The 25,344-nt window shown below is 56.2% G+C and carries 25 protein-coding genes; 12 read left to right on the top strand and 13 right to left on the bottom strand.

Annotated elements, in window-relative coordinates; genetic code table 11:
• The first annotated feature begins 97 nt into the window (after positions 1–97).
• Complete coding sequence (gene infC / locus ACR0BZ_RS03580; RefSeq protein WP_480492811.1) at positions 98–688, top strand: translation initiation factor IF-3; 591 nt, start codon at positions 98–100, stop codon at positions 686–688.
• 57 nt (positions 689–745) lie between these two features.
• Here infC and ACR0BZ_RS03575 read toward each other — a convergent pair whose 3' ends face one another.
• The 3 genes from ACR0BZ_RS03575 to ACR0BZ_RS03565 all read right to left on the bottom strand — a co-directional run bounded on the left by ACR0BZ_RS03575 (position 746) and on the right by ACR0BZ_RS03565 (position 3,298).
• Positions 746–1,135, bottom strand: a complete 390-nt coding sequence (locus ACR0BZ_RS03575; RefSeq protein ID WP_480481147.1) for a hypothetical protein — start codon at positions 1,133–1,135, stop codon at positions 746–748.
• A gap of 76 nt (positions 1,136–1,211) precedes the next feature.
• On the bottom strand, positions 1,212–2,528 hold the full coding sequence (locus tag ACR0BZ_RS03570) for an aspartate aminotransferase family protein (RefSeq protein WP_480481149.1): 1,317 nt from the start codon (positions 2,526–2,528) through the stop codon (positions 1,212–1,214).
• Positions 2,525–3,298 (bottom strand): beta-keto acid cleavage family enzyme, encoded by a 774-nt coding sequence (locus ACR0BZ_RS03565; RefSeq protein WP_480919483.1) that lies wholly within the window; start codon positions 3,296–3,298, stop codon positions 2,525–2,527. The genes ACR0BZ_RS03570 and ACR0BZ_RS03565 overlap by 4 nt, the downstream gene beginning before the upstream one ends.
• Positions 3,299–3,384: 86 nt before the next feature.
• On the opposite strand from ACR0BZ_RS03565, the gene ACR0BZ_RS03560 reads away from it, so the two are divergent.
• Positions 3,385–4,284, top strand: coding sequence for a MurR/RpiR family transcriptional regulator (locus ACR0BZ_RS03560; RefSeq protein WP_480919482.1), 900 nt, complete (start codon positions 3,385–3,387; stop codon positions 4,282–4,284).
• A gap of 43 nt (positions 4,285–4,327) precedes the next feature.
• Here ACR0BZ_RS03560 and ACR0BZ_RS03555 read toward each other — a convergent pair whose 3' ends face one another.
• Entirely contained in the window at positions 4,328–5,329 is a 1,002-nt protein-coding gene (locus tag ACR0BZ_RS03555) for a molybdopterin-binding protein (RefSeq protein ID WP_480919481.1), read from the bottom strand.
• The gene (locus tag ACR0BZ_RS03550; protein WP_480558529.1) at positions 5,326–6,294 is read right to left on the bottom strand and encodes an XdhC family protein; all 969 of its coding nucleotides are present in this window, start codon (positions 6,292–6,294) and stop codon (positions 5,326–5,328) included. The genes ACR0BZ_RS03555 and ACR0BZ_RS03550 overlap by 4 nt, the downstream gene beginning before the upstream one ends.
• A gap of 224 nt (positions 6,295–6,518) precedes the next feature.
• On the opposite strand from ACR0BZ_RS03550, the gene ACR0BZ_RS03545 reads away from it, so the two are divergent.
• Entirely contained in the window at positions 6,519–7,025 is a 507-nt protein-coding gene (locus ACR0BZ_RS03545) for a hypothetical protein (protein WP_480505374.1), read from the top strand.
• A 4-nt stretch (positions 7,026–7,029) separates the two neighbouring features.
• Here ACR0BZ_RS03545 and ACR0BZ_RS03540 read toward each other — a convergent pair whose 3' ends face one another.
• Entirely contained in the window at positions 7,030–8,289 is a 1,260-nt protein-coding gene (locus tag ACR0BZ_RS03540; RefSeq protein ID WP_480919480.1) for a vWA domain-containing protein, read from the bottom strand.
• Between the two features lie 58 nt (positions 8,290–8,347).
• Positions 8,348–9,256, bottom strand: coding sequence for an AAA family ATPase (locus ACR0BZ_RS03535; RefSeq protein ID WP_480919479.1), 909 nt, complete (start codon positions 9,254–9,256; stop codon positions 8,348–8,350).
• A 163-nt stretch (positions 9,257–9,419) separates the two neighbouring features.
• Here ACR0BZ_RS03535 and pyrC point away from each other — a divergent pair, with 163 nt between their 5' ends.
• Positions 9,420–10,457, top strand: coding sequence for a dihydroorotase (gene pyrC, locus ACR0BZ_RS03530; RefSeq protein WP_480919478.1), 1,038 nt, complete (start codon positions 9,420–9,422; stop codon positions 10,455–10,457).
• Here the strand turns inward: pyrC and ACR0BZ_RS03525 are convergent.
• Positions 10,454–11,746 (bottom strand): MmgE/PrpD family protein, encoded by a 1,293-nt coding sequence (locus ACR0BZ_RS03525; protein ID WP_480564986.1) that lies wholly within the window; start codon positions 11,744–11,746, stop codon positions 10,454–10,456. The two genes, pyrC and ACR0BZ_RS03525, sit on opposite strands and share 4 nt — an antisense overlap.
• Positions 11,747–11,783: 37 nt before the next feature.
• Positions 11,784–12,230, bottom strand: coding sequence for a type II toxin-antitoxin system RatA family toxin (locus tag ACR0BZ_RS03520; RefSeq protein ID WP_480481682.1), 447 nt, complete (start codon positions 12,228–12,230; stop codon positions 11,784–11,786).
• Between the two features lie 72 nt (positions 12,231–12,302).
• Between ACR0BZ_RS03520 and hpt the strand changes: the two genes are divergently transcribed.
• Entirely contained in the window at positions 12,303–12,845 is a 543-nt protein-coding gene (hpt, locus tag ACR0BZ_RS03515; RefSeq protein WP_267365856.1) for a hypoxanthine phosphoribosyltransferase, read from the top strand.
• Between the two features lie 185 nt (positions 12,846–13,030).
• Here the strand turns inward: hpt and ACR0BZ_RS03510 are convergent, their stop codons facing one another.
• A complete protein-coding gene (locus tag ACR0BZ_RS03510) occupies positions 13,031–14,182 on the bottom strand; it encodes an amidohydrolase (RefSeq protein WP_480919477.1) in 1,152 nt (383 codons plus the stop codon).
• On the bottom strand, positions 14,179–15,129 hold the full coding sequence (gene lipA, locus ACR0BZ_RS03505; RefSeq protein ID WP_480481175.1) for a lipoyl synthase: 951 nt from the start codon (positions 15,127–15,129) through the stop codon (positions 14,179–14,181). Before lipA ends, ACR0BZ_RS03510 begins: the two co-directional genes overlap by 4 nt.
• A 261-nt stretch (positions 15,130–15,390) precedes the next feature.
• Here lipA and ACR0BZ_RS03500 point away from each other — a divergent pair, with 261 nt between their 5' ends.
• On the top strand, positions 15,391–15,939 hold the full coding sequence (locus tag ACR0BZ_RS03500) for a redoxin family protein (protein ID WP_480558540.1): 549 nt from the start codon (positions 15,391–15,393) through the stop codon (positions 15,937–15,939).
• Between the two features lie 50 nt (positions 15,940–15,989).
• On the opposite strand, the gene ACR0BZ_RS03495 is transcribed toward ACR0BZ_RS03500, so the two are convergent.
• Positions 15,990–17,072: a DUF6456 domain-containing protein gene (locus tag ACR0BZ_RS03495; protein ID WP_480919476.1), complete on the bottom strand. Its 1,083-nt coding sequence runs from the start codon at positions 17,070–17,072 to the stop codon at positions 15,990–15,992.
• A gap of 241 nt (positions 17,073–17,313) precedes the next feature.
• Here ACR0BZ_RS03495 and ACR0BZ_RS03490 point away from each other — a divergent pair, with 241 nt between their 5' ends.
• Positions 17,314–17,613: a DUF6477 family protein gene (locus ACR0BZ_RS03490; RefSeq protein WP_480481181.1), complete on the top strand. Its 300-nt coding sequence runs from the start codon at positions 17,314–17,316 to the stop codon at positions 17,611–17,613.
• Here ACR0BZ_RS03490 and ACR0BZ_RS03485 read toward each other — a convergent pair whose 3' ends face one another.
• Positions 17,614–19,158: a trimethylamine methyltransferase family protein gene (locus ACR0BZ_RS03485; protein ID WP_480481183.1), complete on the bottom strand. Its 1,545-nt coding sequence runs from the start codon at positions 19,156–19,158 to the stop codon at positions 17,614–17,616.
• A gap of 306 nt (positions 19,159–19,464) precedes the next feature.
• Between ACR0BZ_RS03485 and guaA the strand changes: the two genes are divergently transcribed.
• From guaA to ACR0BZ_RS03460, 5 genes are all read left to right on the top strand, one after another.
• Positions 19,465–21,024, top strand: a complete 1,560-nt coding sequence (gene guaA / locus ACR0BZ_RS03480; protein ID WP_480919475.1) for a glutamine-hydrolyzing GMP synthase — start codon at positions 19,465–19,467, stop codon at positions 21,022–21,024.
• Positions 21,025–21,235: 211 nt separating this feature from the next.
• The gene (locus ACR0BZ_RS03475) at positions 21,236–22,141 is read left to right on the top strand and encodes a DMT family transporter (protein WP_480558544.1); all 906 of its coding nucleotides are present in this window, start codon (positions 21,236–21,238) and stop codon (positions 22,139–22,141) included.
• A gap of 123 nt (positions 22,142–22,264) precedes the next feature.
• Positions 22,265–23,428, top strand: a complete 1,164-nt coding sequence (locus ACR0BZ_RS03470; RefSeq protein ID WP_480481189.1) for an OmpP1/FadL family transporter — start codon at positions 22,265–22,267, stop codon at positions 23,426–23,428.
• Between the two features lie 99 nt (positions 23,429–23,527).
• Positions 23,528–24,424, top strand: coding sequence for a DMT family transporter (locus ACR0BZ_RS03465; RefSeq protein WP_480919474.1), 897 nt, complete (start codon positions 23,528–23,530; stop codon positions 24,422–24,424).
• Positions 24,425–24,470: 46 nt separating this feature from the next.
• Positions 24,471–25,343 carry an ATPase gene (locus tag ACR0BZ_RS03460; RefSeq protein ID WP_480583960.1) on the top strand — a complete coding sequence of 291 codons (873 nt, stop codon included), beginning with the start codon at positions 24,471–24,473 and terminating at the stop codon, positions 25,341–25,343.
• The last annotated feature ends 1 nt before the right edge of the window (position 25,344 follow it).

Here is a 25,344-nt window from a genome sequence, read left to right as displayed (position 1 = left end):
CTTTGCCACCCTGAACGCGAAAAACACCGGCAGAAAACAAGTTTTTTCGCATTACCCTGTATTTATGCCGCTTGAAGTGCGGCTCTGCCCGGTTTAAATTCCGGGCTCGAAATTCTGCAATCATCAAAGGAATGAACCCATAGCTCGCAGACCTCACAACGCGCCGCCACAGAGAGACACAGGCCCGCGCGTCAATGATAAGATCCGTGCCCCCGAAATTCGCCTGATTGGCGCCGAAGGTGAAAACGTCGGGGTGGTTCATCCCGCCAAAGCCATGCAGATGGCCGCAGATGCAGGTCTTGATCTGGTCGAAATCTCGCCCAATGCGAACCCACCGGTCTGCAAGATCATGGATTTCGGCAAGTACAAGTACGAAACGCAAAAACGCGAAAACGAAGCGCGCAAAAAACAAAAAGTCATCGAAGTGAAAGAGGTCAAGTTCCGACCGAACACAGATACGCATGACTATGACGTCAAAATGAAGAACGTCTTTAAGTTTCTGGAAAAGGGCGACAAGGTCAAAGTCACCCTGCGCTTTCGCGGCCGTGAAATGGCGCACCAGAACCTGGGTCGCGAATTGCTGGAACGTGTGGCCGAGGACATCAAAGAGGTCGGCAAGATCGAAAACATGCCAAAGATGGAAGGCCGTCAGATGGTCATGATGATCGGCCCGCTTCCGCATAAGTAATCCGCTTAAAAGACAGAAACGATCAAAGCCCCTTCGCTGCCGAAGGGGCTTTTTCGTTCAGGTCGCGCGTCTGCTTCGTAACCAGTTGACCGCATCTCTGAAGTCGAAAAGCAAGGAAATTATGTCAACGATCAGAAGCACCCAAAGAAACTTGATAAAGGCAATGCTCAGGGTCGCATCGGAAAACAACAAAAGCGTTACGATGACAACCAGTGGAACCCAGCACAGAATGTGCGGCAAAGCCATCGCACCGCTCATCCCGCGCGCAACCGCCATGATGGGTATGTTCAGCGCCATACCGGTAATCGCCAGAACAGCGATGAGCATCCCCTGCGGCTGATCCAGGAAAGCAAGCGGAACCAAATTAACCGGCACCAATATTACGGCCACCCAGATCTGCACCCAAAGGGGAAGCGCGCGGAAACTGCGCCAAATATCCAGCGCCATTGATTTCGCCTTTTCAGATACTTCTCCCGCGACACTAACAAATAACCTGCGGGCGAACAGTGCGCTCACGGTAATGTCAAAGCACGGCGGAAATGGCGCGTTCCAGTTTGCTGACGAGTTCGCCTATCTGTTCCTCTTCGATGATAAAAGGCGGCGCCAGCAGGACGTGATCGCCGTTCCGGCCATCCCGCGTGCCTGCCATGGGATAGCAAATCAACCCTTCAGCCAGTGCTGCCTTTTTCACCTTACCTGCGATGCCGCGTGATGGATCAAAAGGTTCCTTGGTGTCACGGTCAACGACCAGTTCAACACCTCGGAACAACCCACGACCACGGATATCTCCCACGTTCGGGTGCTGTCCGAATGCTGCCTCAAGGGCAGATTGCAGCTTGTTGCCCATGACCCCGGCACGCGCAGGTAAATCCCGTTCGGTCAACTCACGGACCACCGCCAATGCGGCGGCTGTGGCGACCGGATGACCGACATAGGTGTGCCCATGCTGGAAAAACCCTGATCCATCGCGGATCGCGTCATAGATTTTACCGGTGCACAGCATGGCTCCGATTGGTTGATATCCAGCCCCCAACCCCTTGGCAATACAAAGAATATCCGGTTCGATACCGTCATGATCGCAGGCAAACATGTGACCGGTTCGGCCCATACCGCACATCACCTCATCCAAGATCAGCAACACACCATAGTGGTCGCAAATCTCGCGAATACGCTTGAAATATCCTTCAACCGCAGGAACTGCGCCAAGGGTGGCCCCGACCACTGGTTCGGCCATAAATGCCATGACCGTATCGGGACCCAGCCGCAGGATTTCAGTTTCCAATTCATTCGCCACACGCTGGCCGTAGTCAAAACTGCTCTCGTCTTCCGGTTTTTCAGCATATTCGTAGCAGGCAGAGATATGGGTCATCTCGATCAGCATCGGAGCGAATTGTGCCCGTCTCCATGCGTTACCCCCTGCGGACAAAGCCCCCAAAGTGTTGCCGTGATAGCTTTGCTTTCGCGCGATAACGTGACGGCGTTCAGGTTGTCCGATTTCTAGAAAATATTGGCGCGCCAGTTTGATCGCCGCTTCGGTCGCCTCCGACCCGCCCGAAACAAAATACACACGGTCCAGATCCCCCGGTGCATGCCGGATCAACAATTCGGCCAAAGCCTCGGCCGGTTCCGATGTCATGAACCCGGTATGTGCAAAAGCGATCTGTTCCACCTGTTGCTGTACCGCTTGGATCACGGCCTGATTCGAATGACCCAGACATGATACCGCGGCATCACCGCAATCCAGGTATCGCTTGCCCTCTGCATCAATCAGATAACAGCCATCGCCGCCAACCGCGACGGGGAGGTCCGATTTCGTGTGACGTGGGAAAACATGACTCATTTCTTTGCCCTTCCAAGCAATTCAACTAATGCTGCGACCGAAGCCGCGTTATCTGCCCAAGGTCTGCCATCCGGCCCCGTCAGACTGTTTTCAAACCCAACCCGCACGTCACCACCGCGTCGTGCAGCCTCGGCCAGACAGGCATGTTCTTGCGCACCAAAGGCGCACACCATCCAACGAGCCGGGCTTTTTGGAAAAGCCTCGAGATCGGCTGGCATAGATTGCTGTCCATCGCTGTATCGCCCCAGAACAAGCAAACGGTCTGTCTGGTTCGCCTGTACGATGCCCTGAGCGCGCCAATGGTCCAGTAATCGTGCGTCCTCTGCATCATACAAAATGTGCTGAACCCGTGTGCCCTGATCCGCGCATTGTGCATAGACCCTGGGTGCAAGGTTAAGGTCGCGGGCGATTTCACGCACCGAGATTGAGGCCCATTCAGGTCGCACCTTTTGCAAACAGTCCAGTTGCGATGCTACGTCAAACCGCCCAACGGCTTCGGTCGTGATCTGTAGCTCCATTTTTGGAACCTCTCGCTGCAATTCCGCAAGCGTTTCCCGGTACAATCCGGCGTCCAGTGAATGCCGTCCGTCTGCATCTCGAATATGCAGATGCAACCCGTCCGCACCTGCGGCATGGCAATCCCGTGCAGATATGACGATCTGGTCAATCCTGAGCGGCAAGGCGGGATGATCCAACGCGTTCCCCCGGGCACCGTTTGGCGCAACCAGAATGTAGGGCCTGTCCAAGCTGTCAGTTGTTTTTGATGTCATAGCACCACCCAAGTCTTTGCCTTCAGTTAGATTCGCTGGATGACGTTTTCAATTTACACTAAAGAAAACATATGTTTCTTTTTGGTATGGCACCCACCCTTGCAGCCTTGACCAGCCAAATTCGGCGCGAGATCGACGAGATGCCTGCGCAGATGCAAGTCGCGGCGAAATATATCATCGACCATCCCGGTGATTTCGGCCTGAACCCGGTCCGGGTGACCGCTGACCGGATCGGCATCAGCACCAGTGTTCTTGTTCGACTGGCACAGCGTATGGGTTTCGACAGTTTTGACGCCTTCCGCCACCCATTTCGCCTTGCCCTCACAACAGACAGCGAAGACAGGATAGGTCATGGGTGGCTAACCACATCACCCGGACAAGACCCTTTCCACGGCGCACAGGCCAGATTCGCGCGCAATGAGATGAATGTTGTGTCCCGCTCTCTGCGTCTGATGGAGCCGAATTTGGCCAAGCGTGCCGTTGAATACATGGTGTCTGCACGTCGTTGTTATGTGACCGCCACAAGGTCCAGTCATGCGCTGGCCTATTATTTTCACTACGCGGGGCGCATGGCCCATCCCGGATTACAGCTGATACCTCGGCACATGGGCTCGGCCATCGATGACCTGGTCGAGGCCACGTCCGAGGATTGTTTGTTTGCCATCACGGTCCATCCCTACTCCGCAGATACGATCCAGTCGATGCGCTTTGCCCGCGACAGGGCCATAAAGATTGTACTGCTGTCGGATAGCGAGGTGATTGCCCCCGGCGTCAACCCGGATGTGGTTCTGCCCGTCAGCACCCGCACATTACATCCGTTTTCAAGCTTTTCCGGCGCGATGGCGGTTCTGGAATGCCTGCTCGGTCATCTCTTTGATGCAGGGGGCGAAGCTGCACGGGATAGGGTCGAACAGTTTCAAAAAGCGCGGGAGGACACCGGCGCGTATTGGCGGCCCGGCGTTTTGCCAAGGATGAGAAAACCCTAGAATATCAATAGTACATACGCGATATCGCGGACCTTGGCGGCGGTCAGTCGTTTCGTTTCGCCCGCGGCTGGGGTCTGGTTGGGATTTCCTTCAGCAATCCGCCAACACCCATTCCGGCAATATCTGCGCCTGTTGTTTCAATCCCGCATGCGACACGCGACAGCACCCAATCCGCCCCATTCAACGCTGGAGAGCGGGCGCATCCCGGCAAACCGATCACAGGTCGGCCTTGCAGGTCCCCCAGAAACAGAAGGTTTCCCGGATCAACCGGCATACCAAAGCGATCAATCGTCCCACCGGCCTGCCGAACGGCCGACGGTGCGACATCGTTGGGATCCGAGGTGGCCGAACCCGTCAATATCATTAGCAGATCACCCTTCCCCTTAGAAATCGCGCTGGTCAAAGTATCTGTTCGATGCGGAACAATCTGCACCTGCGCAAGCTCCATTCCCAATGCGTCGACCCGTCCCCGAATGGCCGCAATCCCCTTATCGTTCGGTGGGCCACCGGGAATTTCCGTGACAACAAGCCCGGCTGTCCGATGAACAGGCCGCGCCAAACGCACAGCCCCTTGTGCCAGCCCGGCGGCGCGCCGAACATCAGCCTCTGGCACAGCGTATGAGATGACCTTGATGGTCGCCACTATGCCGTTCGCCCCCATTTGCTGATACTGCGGAACGGTCGCAACGGTAATCATCGGATTGACCAGATTGAACAATTCAAGTGCACGAACATCAAGCACGGCAACCCCAGGCCCGTCGGCCAAAAGGTTTACCCGCCCGGTAAATGCCTCGGTTACCCGCAAGTTGGCTGAAGCTGGATCAGGTGCCAGCGCAGACGCCAGCTTGCGCGCAGCCTGATCTTCATGGCAATCACCGGTATCCAACCGGGCAACAATGACCTCGTTTAGACCAGCCTTTTCCAGTTGCTCCACATGTTCCGAGCGCAATTCAAGCCCTTTGCGAAGCTTTCGCCCATCCGCTGTAACCGAATGCGCCAGAATGGCCCCCTCTGCCCGGGACACCGGCACAGGTCCAAATTTCATGATTTCCCTCGAAGAACTGCAGTGATTTGCGCCAGTATCGCAACCGCGATTTCCGAGGGACCGGCGGCCCCGATATCCAAGCCAATGGGCCCATGAATGCCAGAGATTTGCGCATCGGTGAAACCGGCCGCTTTCATACGCTCAATGCGCTTGGCATGGGTGCGTGTTGACCCTAATGCACCAATATAGAACACATCGGCGTCCAATGCGGCTTGTAGCGCCGGATCATCAAGTTTTGGGTCATGTGTCAGCAAGACAATCGCGGTCCGCGCGTCCAATCCCAGCTTCGCAACGGCTTCATCCGGCCAATCCGTCAGGATCGTTTCGCCGGGAAAACGCGCACTGGACGCGAAGGCGTCACGTGGGTCGATGATGGTTGGATCGTAGCCCGCAATCCGCGCCATCGGCACCAGAGCCTGCGCAATGTGAACCGCCCCAACGACCAGCAACCTTAGCGGCGGGTTGTGCACTGCGACAAAGGTCTGGCCATCTTCTTCGAACCCTGACCGATCCATGCGCAGCCTGTCGGCATAAGCATTGCGGCGCAACGCCCTGCGCCCGGTCTCGACATTGACTTCGTAGGCAATGGGTGCACGAGCGGTCCGAGCGGCAACCAGTTCCGCCAACATAGGTTCGGGCAGGACTTGTCCTATGGGTTCGACAAGAATGCGTATGGTCCCCCCACAAGCCAAACCAACCGCAAAGGCATCGTCGTCACTGACCCCGAATTCAAGCAAACGCGCTTCGCCTTCGTCAATGGCTTCAAGCGCCTCGACGATAACAGCACCTTCGACACATCCACCAGAAACGGAACCTTCGATCCGACCATCGCCACCAATCACCAATTGGGATCCCACCCGCCGCGGCGCACTGCCCCAGGTTTCGACAACTGTAGCGAGCGCCGCGCCGCGCCCGCTGCGGTGCCAGTCAAGCGCCGTTTCAGGACTGTTGTCGAATCGCTTCATCGGAACCTCTGGATGACCTATTACACCAACATAAGCGGGATTTGCGGGATGAAAAGCGCACCAAGCTTACCAAAAGGTCTATATTGGACCCCATTAGGCAACGCCACGGCCTGAAAGATATTCAACAAATCATAGCATTGATTGTTTGTGACCCGAGTTCTAGCTTGTACAGGCAACCGGCATCGGGTCTGGCTTGCATACCAAACAATTCATAGATCGGAGACATGCAGTTGAAACGTATTCTTGCACTGGGCGCGGCAGTTGGTCTTTTGACTTCAACCGCAGCGTGGGCTGACACATTCCAACGCTATGGAGAGGTTGAAGGCTGGAAAGTCTTCATCGACAATGAAAAGAAATCCTGCCTGATCGAGGCCGTTGATGATGCGGAAAACGTCGTTCAGATGGGTCTGACCGAAGATCGCGGTGTGGGATATGTCGGCGTGTTCACCAAGGCTGAAACCGATATCAAACGTGGCGAGACGCAAGAAGTCGCCATCCTGCTGGGCGACAACATCTATCTGGGTGAAGCGACCGGCATGAAAGGCAACATCACCAAAGGCTATTCCGGTGGTTATGTCCTGTCGGACAGCCCTCAGTTCGCGGATGATCTGGCAAAGAAAAAGGTCATGATCGTGTTCCCCGAGACATCCTATGCCTTCACGGTCGATCTGACAGGCACTTACAAAGCCATGGAGATGGCCCGCAAGTGCAACGAAGAGCAACTGTCGTAATCGGCTAGTCGGAAAGCGCGGCCATCAGCCGTGCTTTCTGCCCCTGGTCGTCGGGTTGTGAAATCGCTGCGGCCAAGTCTTCGAGTGAGGCAATCGAATGCCCTGCGCGAAAACTGTCAACATGCGGCAGCATCGCGGCGACGCCTTGCGCCCTGGGCGCGAACCCGTCCCAACGCAACAAGGGATTCAGCCAGATCAGGCGTTTTGAGGAAAGGTGCAGACGCTCAATCTCTTTCTTAAGGAGCTCGGGATCACCCCGCTCGAGCCCGTCGGTGATCAGCAGAACGACCGCCCCTTGCCCCATCACCCGGCGTGACCAGTCCCGATTGAATTGATGCAGACACTCTCCGATACGAGTGCCGCCCTCCCAATCCTGTGCCTCGGCACCTGCGGCGGCAAGTGCCGCGTCTACATCCCGTTGGTGCAGGTGGCGCGTTATGTTGGTCAGGCGTGTGCCGAATGTGAAGGCATGGACCTTGGCCCACCCCGCTCCCTTGGTGTTCGATACCGTGTGCAGGAAATGCAGGATGATCCGACTGTACTGGCTCATCGAGCCGGAAATATCGCAAAGTGCGACAAGATTTGGCCAGCGCGGTTTGGGTTGTAGTCTGGCAATATCGCGCAACTCACCCCCTTGCCGCATGGCCGCGCGCAAGGTGCGGGCACGGTCGATGCGGTGCCCCAGATGGCTGGTCTGCCCGCGGCGTGATTCAATTGGCTTTACTGGCAGTGTCATCCGCGCCAATACGCGCTTGGCCTGCGCGATTTCGGCCGTGCTCATCTGCTCGAAGTCCAGATTGCGCAACCGCTCCTCGGACGATGCGGTCTGGGTTGCGTCGATTTCGATCTCGGTTTCGTCTTCCTCTTGTCCTGCAGCGTCCGGCAAATCACGCTCAACCCCGTCCAGCAGCGCCTCAGCTGCGCGCTTTTCACCGGCATCGGCCTTGCGTTCTTCCTGAACGCCGCGAATTGCAGGAAGCATCATCGCCATCATGTGTTCCATGTAACGCGGATCTCGCCAGTACATTCGGAAGACTTGCGCAAAAACCACGCGGTGTTCCGGGCGGTTCACGAAACAGGCGTGTAAGGTCCAGTAGAAATCCTGTTTCTCGGAAAAACCTGCCGCCTGCACCGCACGAATTGCGTCGATCACACGACCGGGTCCGATTGGCAGCCCAGCCTTTCTGAGTGCGCGGGCAAAATGGGTGATGTTGTGCGCCAGCTTTGGGTAGTCCGGGATATCCAGCGGAAGTTGTTCGGCCATCAGACGTTATGGGGGCTATGCCCCCATACCCCTGGAGTATTTGGAAAAAGATGAAACATCAGACCGGTTCGAGCGTGGCCTTGGCCTCGTCGAGGATGCGTTTTGCCTCGGACCCCTGAAGTTTTTGAATGTCGTCCTGATATTTGAGGATCGCACCCAGCGTATCCCCGATCACCTCGGGGCTCAGGTTCATCACATTCAGCGCCAACAGGCATTTCGCCCAGTCAATGGTCTCGGCCACGCCGGGTTTTTTGAACAGATCCTCGGTGCGCAAACGTTGAACGAAGGCTACAACCTCGCGACTGAGTGCTTCCGCGGCTTCAGGCGCACGGGCGTGCAGGATTTCGATCTCACGCTCGAAGTTCGGGTAATCGACCCAGTGATAGAGGCAACGGCGCTTGAGCGCGTCGTGCACCTCCCGCGTCCGGTTCGAGGTGACGATCACGATGGGCGGTTCGGGGGCTTTTATCGTGCCAAGTTCGGGGATGGTGACTTGAAAGTCACTAAGCGCTTCAAGCAGAAACGCTTCAAACGGCTCATCGGTCCGGTCCAGTTCGTCGATCAGCAGAACTGGTGCTCCGTTTTCGTCCGGGCGCATCGCCTGCAGCAAGGGGCGTTCGATCAGGTATTCGTCCGAGAACAGTTCAGTCTGCAACGCGCCCCGGTCGGCCCCACCTGCGGCCTCGGCCGTTCGGATCGCGAACATCTGCGCCGGAAAGTTCCATTCGTAAACGGCAGAGGACGCATCCAGACCTTCGTAGCATTGCAGACGGATCAGGCGCCGGTTCAACCCGGATGCCAGAGCCTTGGCGATCTCGGTCTTTCCAACCCCTGCCTCGCCTTCCAGAAACAACGGGCGTCCAAGTTTCAGCGACAGGAACACAACCGTCGCAAGGGCGCGACCGCAGACATAGCCCTGACGACCCAGCATCTGCTGCACGGCATCGATGGAAACTGGCTGTGTCATGGAACCCCTCTCTGCTTTAGGGATAAACAGGTCATGCAACCGTCTGGCCGTCAAGGCCTCAACCTTGGTCAGAGCTACGACGTTCAGGTCGGTTGACAAGATTTTCTTTGTGGCTTGCGCGGACGCAGTTGGTCTTTCGCAACAGCTATGCTAGCGGAAGGCCATGACCGACACCCTTACGCTCCGCCGCCCCGACGACTGGCACCTGCATCTGCGCGATGGCGCGATGCTACAGGCCGTCCTGCCCGAAACCGCGCGCCATTTCGCCCGTGCGATCATTATGCCGAACCTGGTGCCGCCGGTTGTGCGCGGCGACCAGGCCGCCGCCTATCGAGACCGCATTCTGGCGGCCCTGCCCGACGATATGACGTTCGAGCCGCTGATGACCCTGTATCTGACCGAGGATACAGATGCCGAAGATGTCGCTGCAGCCCATGCCAGCGGTCTGATCAAGGCCGTCAAACTGTATCCTGCCGGGGCTACGACCAACTCTGCCTCGGGTGTGCGCGATTTCGACAAAGTGCGCCCGGTGCTTGAGAAGATGGCCGAAATCGGCTTACCCATGTGCGTACATGGCGAGGTGACGGATCCCGAGATCGACATATTTGACCGCGAAGCCGTGTTCATCGACCGTGTTCTGGATCCGATCCGCAGATCGACACCTGGCCTGCGTGTGGTGATGGAACATATCACCACGTCCAATGGTGTGGATTATGTCAAAGCCAACGCGGTTGATCTGGGTGCAACGATCACGGCGCATCACCTGATTATCAACCGCAACCATATCCTGGTTGGTGGCATCAAACCGCATTACTATTGCCTTCCTGTTGCCAAGCGCGAAGAACACCGTCTGGCCCTGCTATCCGCCGCGACATCGGGCGATGCGCGGTTTTTTCTGGGCACGGACAGCGCCCCGCACACGGATGCCAACAAGGAAATGGCTTGCGGCTGTGCCGGTTGTTTCACAGCGACCAACACCATGTCTTTGGTCGCCGAAATGTTTGACCGGGAAGATGCATTGGACAAGCTGGAAGGCTTTGTGTCGCTCAACGGGCCAGGTTTCTATCGCTTGCCGGTGAACCAGGATATGATCACCCTGACCAAGGGTGAGCCCGTTTCGTATCCCTCAAGGATTGACACAGGCGATGGACCGGTCACTGTGTTTGACCCGGGTTTTCCGTTGCACTGGTGCGTGGCTTAACCCGCCATTCGTTCGGCCAGATCGCGGGCACGCCCCCCGGTGCGCAGCATCGACCAGATCGTGTCCGCCTCATCCGCGCCGATCAGCTTGGTCGCTTTGTCGCGCACGCGATCCTCGCGGTCAGACAGCGACATTGGGTTCAGCAGATCATGCGTTGCTTCGCGGCGAATGCCATCGCGACGCAACAGGGACAGATGCGCCTGCGTTTCTGACAGGCTGTCATCTGCCTCGACCGTGATGCAGTCGCGCAAAGACGTAATACGCGGGTCAAGGCAGACCTTGTCAGTGAAACTGCCAGGCAAAGCCGTATCATATCCCAGTGCCTGCATCGCGATCACTGTCCGATAGGAAAACTTGGCTCCCAGTCCGGTTGTCGGTGACAGCTGATTGCACACACTCATCCAGCGCGGATGCGTTTTTATCTGGATCTCGGCGACCTCCGGTTCTGCTATGTCCAACTCCCGCGCGGCTTCCAGCGCGGCGTGAAGACCGTGGCAACAGGCGTGAAACTTGTGGCTGACCGTTTCAAACAGCCATTCATCGCCCAACCCATCCAGAGCAGTTTGGTCTGCCGCGCCTTGATGCGTTGCGCCAAACCCAAAAGGACCTTCCAGCGCGTCGGCGTTGGCATGAAAACCGCGCTGCACCAGCAATGCTGTCTCGACCCCTGCCGAGGCGGCAAGTCCGGCGTTATACGGCTTGCCCATGGTTCCGAACTGCGCCTTCAGCCCCGCCGCACGCGTTGCCGTCAGACCCAGAACCATTCGCATCTGGTTTGCGTTAAACCCCAGCAAACGACCAACAGCAACTGCCGCCCCGAAGGCACCGGATGTTGCCGTCTGGTGAAACCCTGCCTGATAGTGGCCGCGCCCCAGCCACAAGCCAATTCGGATTGAGGTTTCCATGCCCACCAAAGCGGCTTCGAGCATGTCGACTAGAATAAGGTCATCCCATTCGGCCACAGCAAGGGCTGCGGGCAGGATGGCGACGGAAGGATGCCCGATATGGGCGAAATGCGTGTCATCGTAATCCAGCGCGTGGGACACCGTGCCATTGACCAACGCCGCACCACGCAGCGGTGCCGAGCCGCCGCCAAAGAGATGTGCCTGAGGATTCCCGCCCTCGGACAGTATCATTTCGCGAACCGTGGTTGAGACGGGTTCGCGCGCGCCTGCCCGGCCCACAGCGACCCAGTCAAGAACAGATAGCGACGTGACGATTCTTGCCTGAGACGACGTCGAAACCGGGCCTGCCGCAAATGCGGCCAATGATGCTGTAAATTCCGTCATGCGCGTAGTCTAGCGTGCGCCTGACAAGGGTAAAGACCTAGCTGTAGAGTTGTTGCGCGCGCGCCTCGAACGCGCGCACGATCCGATGCATGGCTTCGTTGAATACCACGCCGATAATCCCTTGCAGGATGGCATTCTTGAATTCGAAGTCCACATGGAACGAGACGTTGCAACCCCCATCAGGCGCGTCCTCGAACTGCCAGTCGGATTTCATGTATTTGAAGGGGCCGTCCAGGTATTCGGTGTCGATTTTCTTTTGATCCGCAAACAGGGTTACCTTGCTGCCAAATCGTTCCCGGAAAACCTTGAACGAGATGACCAGATCTGCCTCCATCACCTCAGCCTCTTCCAGCGCATAGGTCTTGCGAATGCGGGCAGCAGCGCACCACGGCAGAAATTGCGGGTACTTGGCCACGTCGGCAACCAGGTCGTACATCTGCTGGGCTGTATAAGGCAGGTGGCGGGTTTCCGAATGGATAGGCATGATGTCCGGTATTTGCAGGTGACAATGGCGCGTCATGTCGTATGTTGCGCGCCAAAGATCAAGGGGGCTGCGATGACTGACCGCGCATATGTGATAGATGAGATGATCTCGGCAAAGGCCATCGCTGCTCGAATCGAGGAGCTGTGTCGCGACATTTCGGCAGAGTTCAAAGACACCGACAAGCTGGTGGTCGTGGGTCTGCTGCGCGGCAGCTTTGTATTCATCGCCGACCTTGTGCGCGAACTTGACCTTCCGATCGAAGTGGATTTCCTTGAAGCTTCTTCTTACGGAGACGCGATGGAGAGCAGCCGGGAAGTTCGTATTCTCAAAGACTTGCGCGGCGCAATTGAAGGGCGCGACGTGCTGGTTGTCGAGGATATCGTTGACACCGGTCATACGTTGAACCATGTCACCAAGTTGCTGCAAAGCCGTAACCCCGCGCGCCTGAAATCCATTGCCCTGCTGGATAAGCCGAGCCGCCGTGAAGTGGATTTCCGATCAGACTGGATCGGGTTTGAGATTCCAGACGAATTTGTCGTGGGATATGGAATTGACTACGCCCAACGCAATCGCAACCTGCCCTATATTGGCAAAGTCCGCTTTACAGACGAATAGCTGAGCGGGCAATTTGCCGCTCCTTTCGGGCCAGACACCCGAGTTGTAACTCTTTCGATTACTATAAAGAATCTGTCACAGTCCAACCAACAGCATGGTTGAACTGAAGAAAAAGTTGACGTCGCGCTGTACGAATACTTCGCCCCAACCTCTTGTAATTATTAATAAAAATGAAAAATTAGCCCCTAGATGGCTTTTCCGAGCATAGATTCTATGGCCTTAAGAAATATCCCGGTCCCAATCGGGATAAGCGCATCCGGGAAGTCATAGTCCGGGTTGTGCAACTGGGGATGGTCGCTCCCCGACCCCAACCAGAACATGGCGGCCTTCGCACTTTTTCCAAACTGGCCGAAATCTTCTGAAAACCGCTGTGGCTGATCGACAAACCTGCAAGCAACGCCCTGCTCCGTGCAGGCCGTGTACAGGATCGAGACTGCTTCCGGGTGATTGGCACAAGCCTCAAACACTTCGTCATAACTGATTTCGACCGCCAGTCCTTCGGCTTTGGCCATTTCACGGACCAACGATTCAGCGTCGCTGATCAGCTGCACCATTCGCGCGTCCGTGACGGTGCGAAGCGTCACCCACAGCTCGGCCCGCCCCGGTGCTACTCCGACCGTGCGCTCACCCAACGCGGCATGTGTGACGGTCGTCAACGCGTAGCCGTCATTCAGATCCCCGCCGCCGCCTAACGCGGTCAAAGCCGGCATCAGGTTAGCCAGCGCACCGGCAGGCGACACCCCATCTTGCGGAGCGGCAGCATGTGACGTCTTTCCGGTCAGAACAATCTGCATCCCGCGTGAGGCACAATTGGCAGAACCGCTGCAAATTTCGACCGCCCCCAACTCCAATCCCGGTAGATTGTGCAAAGACAGCACCAGGTCGGGCGCAACCCCGGCAAATTGAGGGTCAGCCCGGAAAGCGATTGCACCATGACCGGTCTCTTCGGCTGGCTGGAAAATCAATACGACGCGGCCCTTCTTAGGGCGTTGATGTTTCAACCCACACGCCACGCCCAGCACCATTGTCATATGCCCGTCGTGGCCGCACAAATGCCCTTTGCCCACGACCTGTGATACATAGGAATGGTCCGCCAACTCCTGGATCGGCAACCCATCCAATTCGCAGCGAATGCCCAAGGTGGGACCGGGTTGGCCACTTTCGAAAACGGCGGCGACTCCGTGCCCACCAATTCCGGTCAAGACATGGTCAGCACCCGCTTTGTGCACAAGTTCAGCCACCCGCGCTGCGGTATTCTTTTCTTGCCCCGAAAGTTCAGGATGTTGATGCAACTCGTGGCGCAGAAGGGTCAGTCGCGCGCTCTGGTCCGGCGTCACGCTTTTTGTAGCTTTTCTAGACGCGCCGCGCGCAGTCGGGTGAAATCGTCACCAGCGTGATAAGAAGACCGGGTCAAAGGTGTCGCAGATACCATCAGAAAGCCTTTGCCGTATGCCGCCTTTTCGTATGACGCGAACTCGTCGGGTGTAACGAAACGATCAACGCCGTGGTGTTTCGGCGTTGGTTGCAGATACTGGCCAATCGTCAAAAAATCGATATCCGCCGCGCGCATATCATCCATGACCTGGCGCACCTGCTGTTCGTTTTCGCCAAGCCCAACCATGATGCCAGACTTGGTAAAGATCGACGGATCAAGTTCTTTCACCCGCTGCAAAAGACGCAGGGAATGGAAGTACCGCGCACCGGGGCGAACCTCGGGGTACAAACCCGGTACGGTTTCCAGATTGTGATTGAAGACATCCGGCTTCGCCTGAACCACAATTTCCAGAACATCCGCATCGCATTTCAGAAAATCGGGTGTCAGAATCTCAATCGTGGTTTTGGGAGAGCGGTGCCGCACCGCGCGGATGGTCTGCGCAAAATGCTCGGCTCCTCCATCACTCAGATCATCCCGGTCGACAGAGGTGATAACCACATGGTTCAGGCCAAGTTTTTCGACCGCATGTGCCACCCGCCCAGGTTCAAAGGCGTCAAGGTCGTCTGGGCGACCAGTAGCGATATTGCAGAATGTGCAGCCACGGGTACAAATCTCGCCCATGATCATCATGGTGGCGTGACCCTGACTCCAGCATTCGCCGACATTGGGGCATCCTGCCTCTTCGCAGACGGTGACCAGATTATTGTCGCGCATGATCCGGCGCGTATCTGCATAACCTTTGCCGCCGGGTGCCTTGACCCTGATCCAGTTCGGTTTCTTGGGCTGCGCATTATCCGGGCGGTGCGCTTTTTCCGGATGGCGCTGTTCGGGGATCTTCAGATCTCGCACGGGCAATTTTCCTGACTTTGGGTCAATCCTGTCGCTCATAACATAGACAGATGCGCAGTGTTACACCAGCGGCGCATAGCCGCTATGCAACGCCGCCGTGCATGAATTAGAACACGATTCCAAATTCCCGTTTTACCGCATGTTTTCAATGCCTAATGAGAAGAGACTATTAATTCGGAATGCGGCGTTTCGTCGATTGAAGGTAGTTTAGAACTGTTTTAAGTCACAACAAAATCACAAGTGAATCACAGGAGTTTGACCATGAAATCCGGCGCAATTCTGCCCAACGTGACCTTTCACACCCGTGTCCGTGATGACTCTATCGAAGGACCAAACCCATTCCGTTGGGAAGACAAGTCCACCGCTGACTATTTTGCAGGAAAACGCGTGATCCTGTTCTCGTTGCCCGGTGCGTTCACGCCCACCTGCTCGACATATCAACTGCCCGGCTTTGAAAACGGGTATAGCGATTTCATTGCCCGGGGTGTCGATGAAATCTACTGCATGTCTGTCAACGACAGCTTTGTGATGAACAAATGGGCGCAAGATCAGGGCCTGACCAACGTAAAGGTCATTCCGGATGGATCGGGCGAGTTCACCCGCAAAATGGGTATGCTGGTTGACAAGGATAATCTGGGCTTTGGCATGCGGTCATGGCGTTATGCGGCCATCGTAAACGACGGCGTTGTCGAATCCTGGTTCGAAGAACCTGGCCTGATGGATAACTGCCCCGAAGATCCCTATGGCGTGTCTTCGCCCGAAAACCTGATGAAACATCTTCAGGCAACGGCAGAGCCCGAACTGGCCTGAGTATTAACAAGACGAATAAAGGCCCGTTTTGACGGGCCTTTTTTGTGCCTTCAGCCAATCATGCGGTCGCGTTCAGCCTGATCCTGATAGTGGCGTTTCAGCCGCTGTAATGCGATCCGCAGAACAATCTTGCCGGATCGTGCGGACCAGCCCATACGCTTTTCCGCCAGTTCCAACCCTTCGAGATAGCAACAACACCGCAGGGCAACGTCACTTAACCCGGGACCAAGGTCAGACAATGCCCGCACCACGCGGTCCCGCGCATCGGACGACCCCTTTCCTCCGTGGCTTTCACTGTCATAACAGCCACGGCCACCAGCCGTTAGAAACCGGTCCCAGTTCTGTGAAACCTGTGGGCCAATCTGCGCCAATTCGAAATCTTCTCGCAAACGCTCTCCGGCGCTGACAAGCGATTCATCCAGAAATGGCTTACCATCGCGGTCACGCCTGCGTGCAAGGGCAACCAACGGGCTTTCGGTGGCGCTATAGCGAATGCGCTTGATCCGGTCAGCCGCCCCGGCCGACGTCTTAGACTGAAACAACGACTGGGCTTCGGCAAATCCAAATTCGGTCCCCACCCGCGCCTTGTTTTCCGCTTTCGCAATCAGGTGGCTCAGGGCCGTTCGGCCAGCTGCAGAAATCCGATACCGTGAAATACGACCGGGGTTATCGCAGGAAATCCAGTCCTTTAAGGCCAGAGCCTGAGCGATCTGGCAATCGACGACCGCGGTTCTGGTCGCTCCGGCGTTGCCGGTGTCGCGAACGACCACCGCTTTGTCCATTTCTTCAGCCACGGCAAGAACCGAACCGGTTTCACTCAGGCGGCGCAAAATGCGCAATGTTTCTCTTTCGAACGCTTCTTCCTGGGCAGCTTCATCCGCGATCACGACCGCGTCACCTGCGTCATTGGACATGGAAAAATGTGTTTCTGCCAGCGATTGCAAAGCAGCATCCACCAATGGATCGTCACGGCGCATCTCGATACGCCGGATTTGCCGGAGGATGGTTGACGCATGGCAGCCTGCCGATCTCGCGATATCGCGGATCGAGCGTCCGGTTTCGGTATGAGCAAGGTATCTTTGCGCCCCCTCTGGAACCCATGCCGGAATGGTGAAAGCCATGTTGTTTTCCATGATTATTTGCCCTCGTCGACAAAACAAAATGTCACTTTTCGCCCTCGGATTGCGGGTTAACCAAATCTAACTAGAGGTCCATTCGTTACTCGTTCGTTAACCTCACAAGGCACGAACCAGATTTGATTCAAAAAGATAAACAGTCGTGAAACCATCGTTCGGAGAGGCTGTCACGCAGGCAACACCCGCTTAGGTTGTGCATTTAATGGTCCCGTAAACCTTCAGACACAGGACACATAAGATGCAGGACCTGATGACAATGATCTCAACGCTTCACCGCCCACGCATGTTGGCAAGAGCCGCCAATTTCGGAGCGAGAGAGTACAACCGGGACAGGCATCTGCAACGTATTCTGGGATACGGATCATTGCCGGGTTCAGGTCAGGCCCTGCTGCGACTGATGGAGATGGAAAAAGAGGTAAATGAACTGCGCAAAGAAGATGATGCCGCATACTCTCTGGTCCGGCATCTCGACATTCTTATCGCGCTGTTGGGTGAGGCGCGGCTGTATCAGGCCAGCCGCGCCCCGGTCCTTCAGTAATCAGGAGAACGCATCCGGCAAGGAGGCCTTTTTCTCGGCGATATAGGCTTCCAGCGCTGCGGCTGTATCCGGTTCCATATGCGGTTGCTGGTAATTAGCCAGCAGGTGTTCAACCCGCGCAGAGGCCAGAGCCCGCGTATCACGCGCGCCTTCTTCCTGCCAGGTTTCATATGGCTTGTAGTCCAGCAGATCGGACTTCCAGAACGATTCCTTGAAGTTCGCCTGCGTGTGGGCACATCCTAGGTAATGCCCGCCGGGGCCAACTTCCCGGATCGCATCCATGGCCTGCGCGTTTTCATCATAGGCCACGCCCTTGGCCAGCGAATGCAAAACACCTAACTGGTCCGCATCCATAACGAATTTCTCGAAGTCGGCCACTAGACCACCTTCCAGCCAGCCGCAGGCATGCAACATGAAGTTCACGCCAGCCAACAGTCCCATATTCAGCGAGTTCGCTGTTTCATAAGCCGCCTGCGCATCCGGAAGTTTCGAGCCACAGAACGATCCTGCGGACCGATAGGGCAAGTTCAGACGCCGCGCCAGCTGACCCGCGCCATAGGTGATATGCGCAGCTTCTGGTGTTCCGAAGGTCGGCGCACCAGAATTCATGTCGATCGAAGTCACGAATGCACCAAAGATCGCGGGTGCACCGGGACGGACGATCTGGCTGTACGCCACACCGGCAAGAACCTCGGCCAGAACCTGTGTCAAAGTACCGGCTACCGAGACCGGTGCCATCGCGCCGCCCACAATAAAGGGCGAGATGATACAGGCCTGATTGTTACGTGCGTAGACTTCCAGCGAGCCCATCATCACATCGTCGAATGTCATCGGCGAGTTGATGTTGGTCAGCGACGTCATCACCGTGTTTTGCTGAACGAACTCCTTGCCGAACAGGATTTCGCACATTTCGACCGAATCCTGAGCCCGGCTGGGATCGGTCACAGAACCCATGAAAGGCTTGTCCGACAGGGTCATGTGCGCCTTCAACATGTCCAGATGGCGCTTGTTCACCGGAATGTCGGTCGGTTCACACACAGTACCGCCCGAATGGTGCAACCACTTGGACATATAGGCGAGTTTCACGAACTTGTTGAAGTCGTCCATCGTCGCGTAACGACGGCCGCCCTGTGCATCGCGCACGAAAGGAGGGCCGTAAACCGGGGCCAGGACCATGTTTCGGCCACCGATTACGACCGATTTCTCGGGGTTGCGGGCATGTTGGGTAAACTCGCTGGGTGCAGTTTTGATCAGCTCACGAGCAAGGCCACGCGGAATGCGCACGCGTTCACCGTCGATATCCGCGCCAGCGTCGCGCCAGCGTTCCAGTGCAGCCGGATTATCAACAAAGTTAACACCGATCTCTTCCAACACGGTTTCCGCATTGTTTTCTATGATCTCCAGTGCCTCTTCATTGAGGATTTCGAAGTTCGGAATGTTGCGTTCGATGTATTTCGCGGTCTCGATACGAACTGCAGTCCGCTCGGCACGGCGGGCAGCGCCACCGCCACCTCTCGCCCTGCGCCGGGTGTTTGCCTCGGTCATGAGAAGATCCCGTGTTGTTGGTTAGATTGAGCGTTTGATACAGGTTTGCCGGAACGCAAGCATAGGGATTGCGGCACGTTGGGGGAAAAAGCGACATTGCCGTTCTGCAATCCCGCCAACGAGCTGCCATTGGGGATAATCGGATTTTGGAAAGTGCGGCCCAATTGTTACCGCACCTGTCTACTTCGGATCACGAACGGCGGGAAACGCGAGTGCCGAAGGCCTGTGTGGCGATCTTCATCGAATCCCGCGCCGGAATCGGACCTCGCTCTTGCGAAATGTGCAGGCTTGCCCTAAGGCGCTGACATGACCCAGACATCCCACGACCGCCTTCTGATCATCGACTTCGGCAGCCAGGTTACGCAGCTTATTGCCCGCCGCCTGCGCGAACTGAATGTCTATTGCGAAATTCACCCCTACCAGAATGTCACGATGGATTTCGTGCGAGAAATGGCCCCGCGCGCCGTGATCTTCTCGGGCGGGCCGGACAGTGTGACGCGCGAAGGGTCGCCCCGTGCTCCGCAAGAGATTTTTGACTACGGCGTGCCGATTCTGGGCATCTGTTATGGCCAGCAAGTGATGATGCACCAGCTTGGCGGCAAGGTCGAAAGTGGCCATGGCACCGCCGAGTTTGGCAGGGCTTTTGTCACGCCGCAAGACGAACTGGAAATTCTGAAGGGTTGGTTTGACGACGGGGATGAACAGGTCTGGATGAGCCACGGTGACCACGTCAGTGAAATCGCGCCGGGATTTCAGGTCTTTGGCACATCACCCAACGCGCCCTTTGCGATCACAGCCGATCCAGCGCGCCATTTCTATGCCGTGCAGTTCCACCCCGAGGTGCACCACACGCCCAAGGGCGCGAAGCTGTACGAGAACTTCGTCAAGCTGGCCGGTTTCAAGGGCGACTGGACCATGGGGGCCTATCGCGAGGAGATGATCCGCAAGATCCGCGAGCAGGTTGGTGACAAGAAGGTCATCTGCGGTTTGTCGGGCGGCGTTGACAGCTCGGTCGCGGCGATCCTGATCCACGAGGCGATTGGAGACCAGTTGACCTGCGTCTTCGTTGACCACGGGCTGTTGCGCAAGAACGAGGCGACAGAAGTCGTCGGCATGTTCCGCGACAACTACAATATCCAACTGATCCACGCGGACGAATCCGAACTGTTCCTTGGCGAGCTTGAAGGGCAAAGCGACCCGGAGACCAAACGCAAGATCATCGGCAAACTGTTCATCGACGTGTTCCAGAAACACGCCGATACCATTGAAGGGGCCGAGTTCCTGGCCCAGGGAACGCTTTATCCGGATGTAATCGAATCGGTGTCATTTTCGGGCGGTCCTTCTGTAACCATCAAATCGCACCACAATGTCGGTGGCTTGCCGGAAAAGATGGGCCTGAAACTGGTCGAACCCCTGCGAGAGCTGTTCAAGGATGAGGTTCGCGCGCTTGGCCGTGAACTTGGCCTTCCGCAGAGTTTCATCGGGCGTCACCCCTTCCCCGGGCCCGGTCTGGCAATCCGCTGCCCCGGCGAGATCACACGTGAAAAACTGGGTATTTTGCGGGAAGCCGATGCGATCTATATCGACCAGATCCGTAAACACGGCCTCTATGACGACATCTGGCAGGCTTTTGTCGCCATCTTGCCAGTGCGCACGGTAGGCGTCATGGGTGATGGACGCACCTATGACTACGCCTGTGCGCTGCGGGCCGTCACATCTGTCGATGGCATGACCGCAGACTACTACCCGTTCAGCCATGAGTTCCTGGGCGAAACGGCAACGCGGATCATCAATGAGGTTAAGGGCATCAACCGGTGCACCTATGACATCACATCGAAACCACCCGGCACCATCGAGTGGGAATAACCGGTGGGTGTCTGCGTAAAACTTAACTGATTGAGCTGCAAAACGTCCTTCTCGTTCAAGCCTTTGTTCGGGGCAGTCATCTATACGACCTTGAATCTGGTGCACCTTCGACGTTTGAATGGCCGGGCAAACCTAGCCTGCTTATCATAAGCTCTTGGCCTTGCGGTCTTTTGGCCGCGCGGCTACGCGACGAACCTGAGGGACGCCCGAAATGAGCCATGCGCAGAAAGACGTGTTGAAGGCCGGTCTATGGATGACAGGTGCGATCGCCTCATTCTCATCCATGGCGGTTGCAGGGCGTGAGCTGAGTTCTGCGCATGATACCTTTGAAATCATGATGTATCGCAGCATCGTGGGGTTCGTTGTTGTTGCAACAGTCCTGACTTTAACGCGCAACTGGCAGCAGGTTTCAGCCGAACGGCTGGGATTGCATGCTTTACGAAACACCTTACACTTTACAGGGCAAAATCTCTGGTTCTACGCCGTGGCAGTGGCTCCTTTGGCACAGGTTTTCGCGCTGGAGTTCACTCAACCGCTTTGGGTGATCCTGCTTTCGCCGCTGTTTCTGAACGAACGGTTGACCCCGCTCAAGTTGATTGCGGCGCTAATTGGGTTTTCAGGGGTTCTGATCGTCACACGCCCAGGCGCTGCCCCCCTGAGCCCCGGCTTAATAACAGCAGCGGCATCAGCGGTTTTCTTTGCGTTTACAACGATTACCACCAAGAAGCTTACGCGATTTGCCAGTATTGGGTGTATCGTTTTCTGGCTGACCGCAATGCAAGCGGTCCTTGGGGCCACAGCCGCTGGCATCGACGGTCAGATTGTGCTTCCGACAATGCAAACCGCGCCCTACTTGATTCTGGTTGGGTTGGCGGGTTTGCTGGCGCATTTTTGCATTACCAATGCCCTGTCTATCGCCCCGGCAACCGTCGTAATTCCCTTTGATTTTGCACGCCTTCCGACAATCGCGGTGATCGGAATGATCCTCTATCACGAGCCCATCGACCATTGGGTGCTGATCGGCGCCGCTATCATCTTTGCAGGCATTTTCCTGAACATCTGGTCCGAAAATCGTAACAGTTTAGCAACAGTTCAGAACTGTAGTGGCAACAAGTAACGCACCGTCACCAGTTGACCTTAAACTAACTGAAAAGAAAGTATCGCGCATTACACACGAGTAGGCGCTGGACTCACTCAATTCTTCGCCAGGCAAATACTCGAAAAAGTTCGGGAGGACAGAATGAAAACAACACTACTCGCAACGTGCGCTTTGTGCGTTGGAGCAACGGCTGGTTTTGCAGGCGGCCTGGACCGCAGCGGTCAGGGTATCAACCTGATCTTTGAAGAAGGCTCTGCAGTTCAGTTTCGGTTGGGGTATACCGACCCAAGCGTGACCGGTACGATGCCAGACGTTTTTGGCACAAATGGTGGCCAACCCGTTGATTCAGGTGAAGTTGCGAACGACTTTTTTACACCGCACTTGGGGTACAAAACGGCGCTTACAGAAAAGCTTGATTTCGCCATCATGTATGATCAGCCCTTCGGTGCCGATATTCAGTACGCGAGCACGTATCCCTTGTCTATCAACCCAATTCCCGGCGGTCGAACCGACAGCCTGAGGGCGACAGCGGATACAGATGCCATCACAGCGCTGCTGCGCTACAAATTCGATGGCGGGTTCAGTGCGATCGGTGGTATTCGCGCGCAGCGCGTCAAGGCCTCGATAACTGTTCCCATTACCGCAGGCTATCAGGTGGATACCAGCGCTGATACCGCATTTGGGTATGTTGTTGGTGTCGCCTGGGAAAAACCCGAAATCGCAGCACGTGTATCGCTGACTTATAACTCCAAGATCAGCCACGACCTTTCGCAGACAGAATCGCTCAATCCGCCTCCTATCCCACCAATTCCGCCGGGGACTGTGGCAACGTTCAACACCACAAGTGAGATTGAAACACCGCAGTCAATCAACTTGGATTTCCAGACCGGTGTGGCGCCCAAGACATTGTTGTTTGGCTCGATCCGTTGGGTCGACTGGCCACAGCTTGTGTATAACCCGCCAAACTATCCGCCGACCACGAACCTGGTTGACTATGACGAAGCCACCTTCACCTACTCACTGGGTTTGGGCTATCAGTTCTCGGAAGAGTTTTCTGGTGCTGTGACACTGGGCTACGAATCTTCCCAAGGTACGCCGGTGTCGAACCTCGGCCCGACAGATGGGTTCTGGAGCATCGGTCTGGGTGGCACCTATTCTCTTGAGAATGCCAAAATTTCCGGTGGTGTACGTTACACGGATATCGGAGATGCCACCGCGAATGGCGCCGGTCCGGCGGCACGTGGTACATTCACAGGCAACAGCGCCTGGAGCGTTGGTTTCCAGATCACATACGCTCTGAACTGATCTGAGTATCATATGTTCCTACAAAGCCTCGCAGTTTCTGCGGGGCTTTTTCGCATGAACCGGGTCGCCGTTGGTTAACTTCAATGAAACAGTGCCCGTATGGATGCACAAAAACACCTCTCTCTTCGCGCCTGGGCCGAGCTTTTGTTGCTTGGACTGATCTGGGGCGCCTCCTTTGTTTCCATCCGGGTCGCTCTGGACACGCTTCCCGTGATGACGTCGGTTTTGCATCGCACATTCTGGGCCATGCTTGTCTTGTGGCTGGTGACTTGGATCAAGGGGATCAAGGTGCCGCGCTCGCCCGGTATCTGGGGCGCTTTTTTGGTCATGGGGCTATTGAACAACGTCATCCCCTTTAGCCTGATGGCTTGGGGGCAGCTGTACATTGACACGGGTCTGACGGCGATCCTGAACGCGGCGACTGCGATCTTCGGCGTTCTGATTGCAGCACTGTTTTTTCGCGACGAACGATTGACAAAGACCCGGCTACTGGGTGTCTGCCTGGGCTTTCTTGGTGTCTCAATCGCGATCGGAGTGCAGAATTTCTTGAATTTCAGCCTGCAAAGCACCGCTCAGATTGCAGTGTTGACCGGAACAATTTCCTACGCATGTGCCGCGGCTTGGGCGAGGCAAACGTTATCGCACCTTTCCCCGGTGATTGCCGCCGCCGGTATGCTGACGGCTTCGACAGTGCTGGTATTGCCAATAACACTTGCAGTTGATGGAGTACCCAGCTTGGCGCTACCCGCAATAACCTGGGCGGCCATCGGGTACTATGCGATCGTCGCAACGGCCGGCGCATATCTGCTTTACTATCGGGTTTTGGCAATGGCCGGCAGTAGTAATCTTATGCTGGTGACGCTTGTCATACCCCCGGTCGCTATTGTTCTGGGCGCATTGCTGCGCGAAGAGTCCCTGTCCCCAAACGCCTTTCTGGGCTTTGCCGTTCTGGCGATTGGCCTTTTGGTTCTGAATCGTTCGTCCCGGCCCAATTGACGCCGTGCGCTGCCCGATTTAGCTAGGGCAAAAAGGACAGCGCAAAATGATCTACACCTCAGCCAATGACTGGCGCACCGCAAGCCGCAAGAAAGTGCTGTTCTTTGGCATGTCAGGATTAGGCAAGACCTACGTATCCAACATCCTCAGAGATTCCGGGAACTGGTTCCACTACTCGATCGATTACCGGATCGGAACGCGCTATATGGGCGAGTACATCACCGACAATGCCAAGGCCGAGGCCATGAAAGTTCCGTTCTTGCGTGAACTGCTGTTGTCGGATTCGATCTATATCGGTTCGAATATTTCATTCGCCAATCTGACACCTGTTGCTGCTTATCTGGGCAAGCCGGGAAACCCCGATCTGGGCGGCTTGGACATGCCGGAATACCGCCGCAGGCAGGAACAGTTTCGCTTGGCCGAAATTCATGCGCTGCTGGACACCGAATACTTCATCGACCGCGCCGAGCGTTTATATAAATATCCCCATTTTATCTGTGATACGGGTGGGTCGATCTGCGAATGGGTAGACCCCGAAGACCCAAGAGATCAGGTTTTGTCCGAACTCGCACGGCATACCCTCATGATCTGGCTAAAGGGTGACGAGGGTCACACGGTCGATCTTGTGCGCCGTTTCGACAAATCCCCGAAACCCATGTCCTATCAGGCCGATTTCCTGACCCGTTCCTGGACAGAGTATCTGGATCAACACGGCTGTGCCGAGACCGAGGTCAACCCCGATGATTTTGTCCGCTGGACCTATGCGCAAGCCCTGGCCCATCGTCAGCCCCGGTACGAGGCGATGGCAAAGAACTGGGGCGTGACGATTGATGCCAACGACATCGGCAAGATCCGCGATGCGGCTGATTTCGACGAGTTGATCGAACGCACCCTTGAGGCCAGTCGCAATAACGCCTAAC

The sequence above is a fragment of the Ruegeria sp. P8 genome, from assembly GCF_056534665.1.
The sequence above is the reverse complement of the archived record's forward strand: the minus strand, read 5'-3'. Positions and strand labels throughout refer to the sequence as shown.

What these genes read in the sequence shown, in the direction of transcription:
- ACR0BZ_RS03555 (WP_480919481.1), bottom strand. Translation starts at nt 5,329, where the DNA reads ATGAAATTTGGACCTGTGCCGGTGTCCCGGGCAGAGGGGGCCATTCTG.
- ACR0BZ_RS03550 (WP_480558529.1), bottom strand. Translation starts at nt 6,294, where the DNA reads ATGAAGCGATTCGACAACAGTCCTGAAACGGCGCTTGACTGGCACCGC.
- ACR0BZ_RS03570 (WP_480481149.1), bottom strand. Translation starts at nt 2,528, where the DNA reads ATGAGTCATGTTTTCCCACGTCACACGAAATCGGACCTCCCCGTCGCG.
- ACR0BZ_RS03575 (WP_480481147.1), bottom strand. Translation starts at nt 1,135, where the DNA reads ATGGCGCTGGATATTTGGCGCAGTTTCCGCGCGCTTCCCCTTTGGGTG.
- ACR0BZ_RS03460 (WP_480583960.1), top strand. Translation starts at nt 24,471, where the DNA reads ATGATCTACACCTCAGCCAATGACTGGCGCACCGCAAGCCGCAAGAAA.
- ACR0BZ_RS03490 (WP_480481181.1), top strand. Translation starts at nt 17,314, where the DNA reads ATGCAGGACCTGATGACAATGATCTCAACGCTTCACCGCCCACGCATG.
- ACR0BZ_RS03495 (WP_480919476.1), bottom strand. Translation starts at nt 17,072, where the DNA reads ATGGAAAACAACATGGCTTTCACCATTCCGGCATGGGTTCCAGAGGGG.
- ACR0BZ_RS03485 (WP_480481183.1), bottom strand. Translation starts at nt 19,158, where the DNA reads ATGACCGAGGCAAACACCCGGCGCAGGGCGAGAGGTGGCGGTGGCGCT.
- ACR0BZ_RS03465 (WP_480919474.1), top strand. Translation starts at nt 23,528, where the DNA reads ATGGATGCACAAAAACACCTCTCTCTTCGCGCCTGGGCCGAGCTTTTG.
- ACR0BZ_RS03500 (WP_480558540.1), top strand. Translation starts at nt 15,391, where the DNA reads ATGAAATCCGGCGCAATTCTGCCCAACGTGACCTTTCACACCCGTGTC.
- ACR0BZ_RS03475 (WP_480558544.1), top strand. Translation starts at nt 21,236, where the DNA reads ATGAGCCATGCGCAGAAAGACGTGTTGAAGGCCGGTCTATGGATGACA.
- pyrC (WP_480919478.1), top strand. Translation starts at nt 9,420, where the DNA reads ATGACCGACACCCTTACGCTCCGCCGCCCCGACGACTGGCACCTGCAT.
- ACR0BZ_RS03535 (WP_480919479.1), bottom strand. Translation starts at nt 9,256, where the DNA reads ATGACACAGCCAGTTTCCATCGATGCCGTGCAGCAGATGCTGGGTCGT.
- ACR0BZ_RS03540 (WP_480919480.1), bottom strand. Translation starts at nt 8,289, where the DNA reads ATGGCCGAACAACTTCCGCTGGATATCCCGGACTACCCAAAGCTGGCG.
- guaA (WP_480919475.1), top strand. Translation starts at nt 19,465, where the DNA reads ATGACCCAGACATCCCACGACCGCCTTCTGATCATCGACTTCGGCAGC.
- ACR0BZ_RS03470 (WP_480481189.1), top strand. Translation starts at nt 22,265, where the DNA reads ATGAAAACAACACTACTCGCAACGTGCGCTTTGTGCGTTGGAGCAACG.
- ACR0BZ_RS03545 (WP_480505374.1), top strand. Translation starts at nt 6,519, where the DNA reads ATGCAGTTGAAACGTATTCTTGCACTGGGCGCGGCAGTTGGTCTTTTG.
- ACR0BZ_RS03565 (WP_480919483.1), bottom strand. Translation starts at nt 3,298, where the DNA reads ATGACATCAAAAACAACTGACAGCTTGGACAGGCCCTACATTCTGGTT.
- ACR0BZ_RS03525 (WP_480564986.1), bottom strand. Translation starts at nt 11,746, where the DNA reads ATGACGGAATTTACAGCATCATTGGCCGCATTTGCGGCAGGCCCGGTT.
- ACR0BZ_RS03520 (WP_480481682.1), bottom strand. Translation starts at nt 12,230, where the DNA reads ATGCCTATCCATTCGGAAACCCGCCACCTGCCTTATACAGCCCAGCAG.
- ACR0BZ_RS03560 (WP_480919482.1), top strand. Translation starts at nt 3,385, where the DNA reads ATGGCACCCACCCTTGCAGCCTTGACCAGCCAAATTCGGCGCGAGATC.
- hpt (WP_267365856.1), top strand. Translation starts at nt 12,303, where the DNA reads ATGACTGACCGCGCATATGTGATAGATGAGATGATCTCGGCAAAGGCC.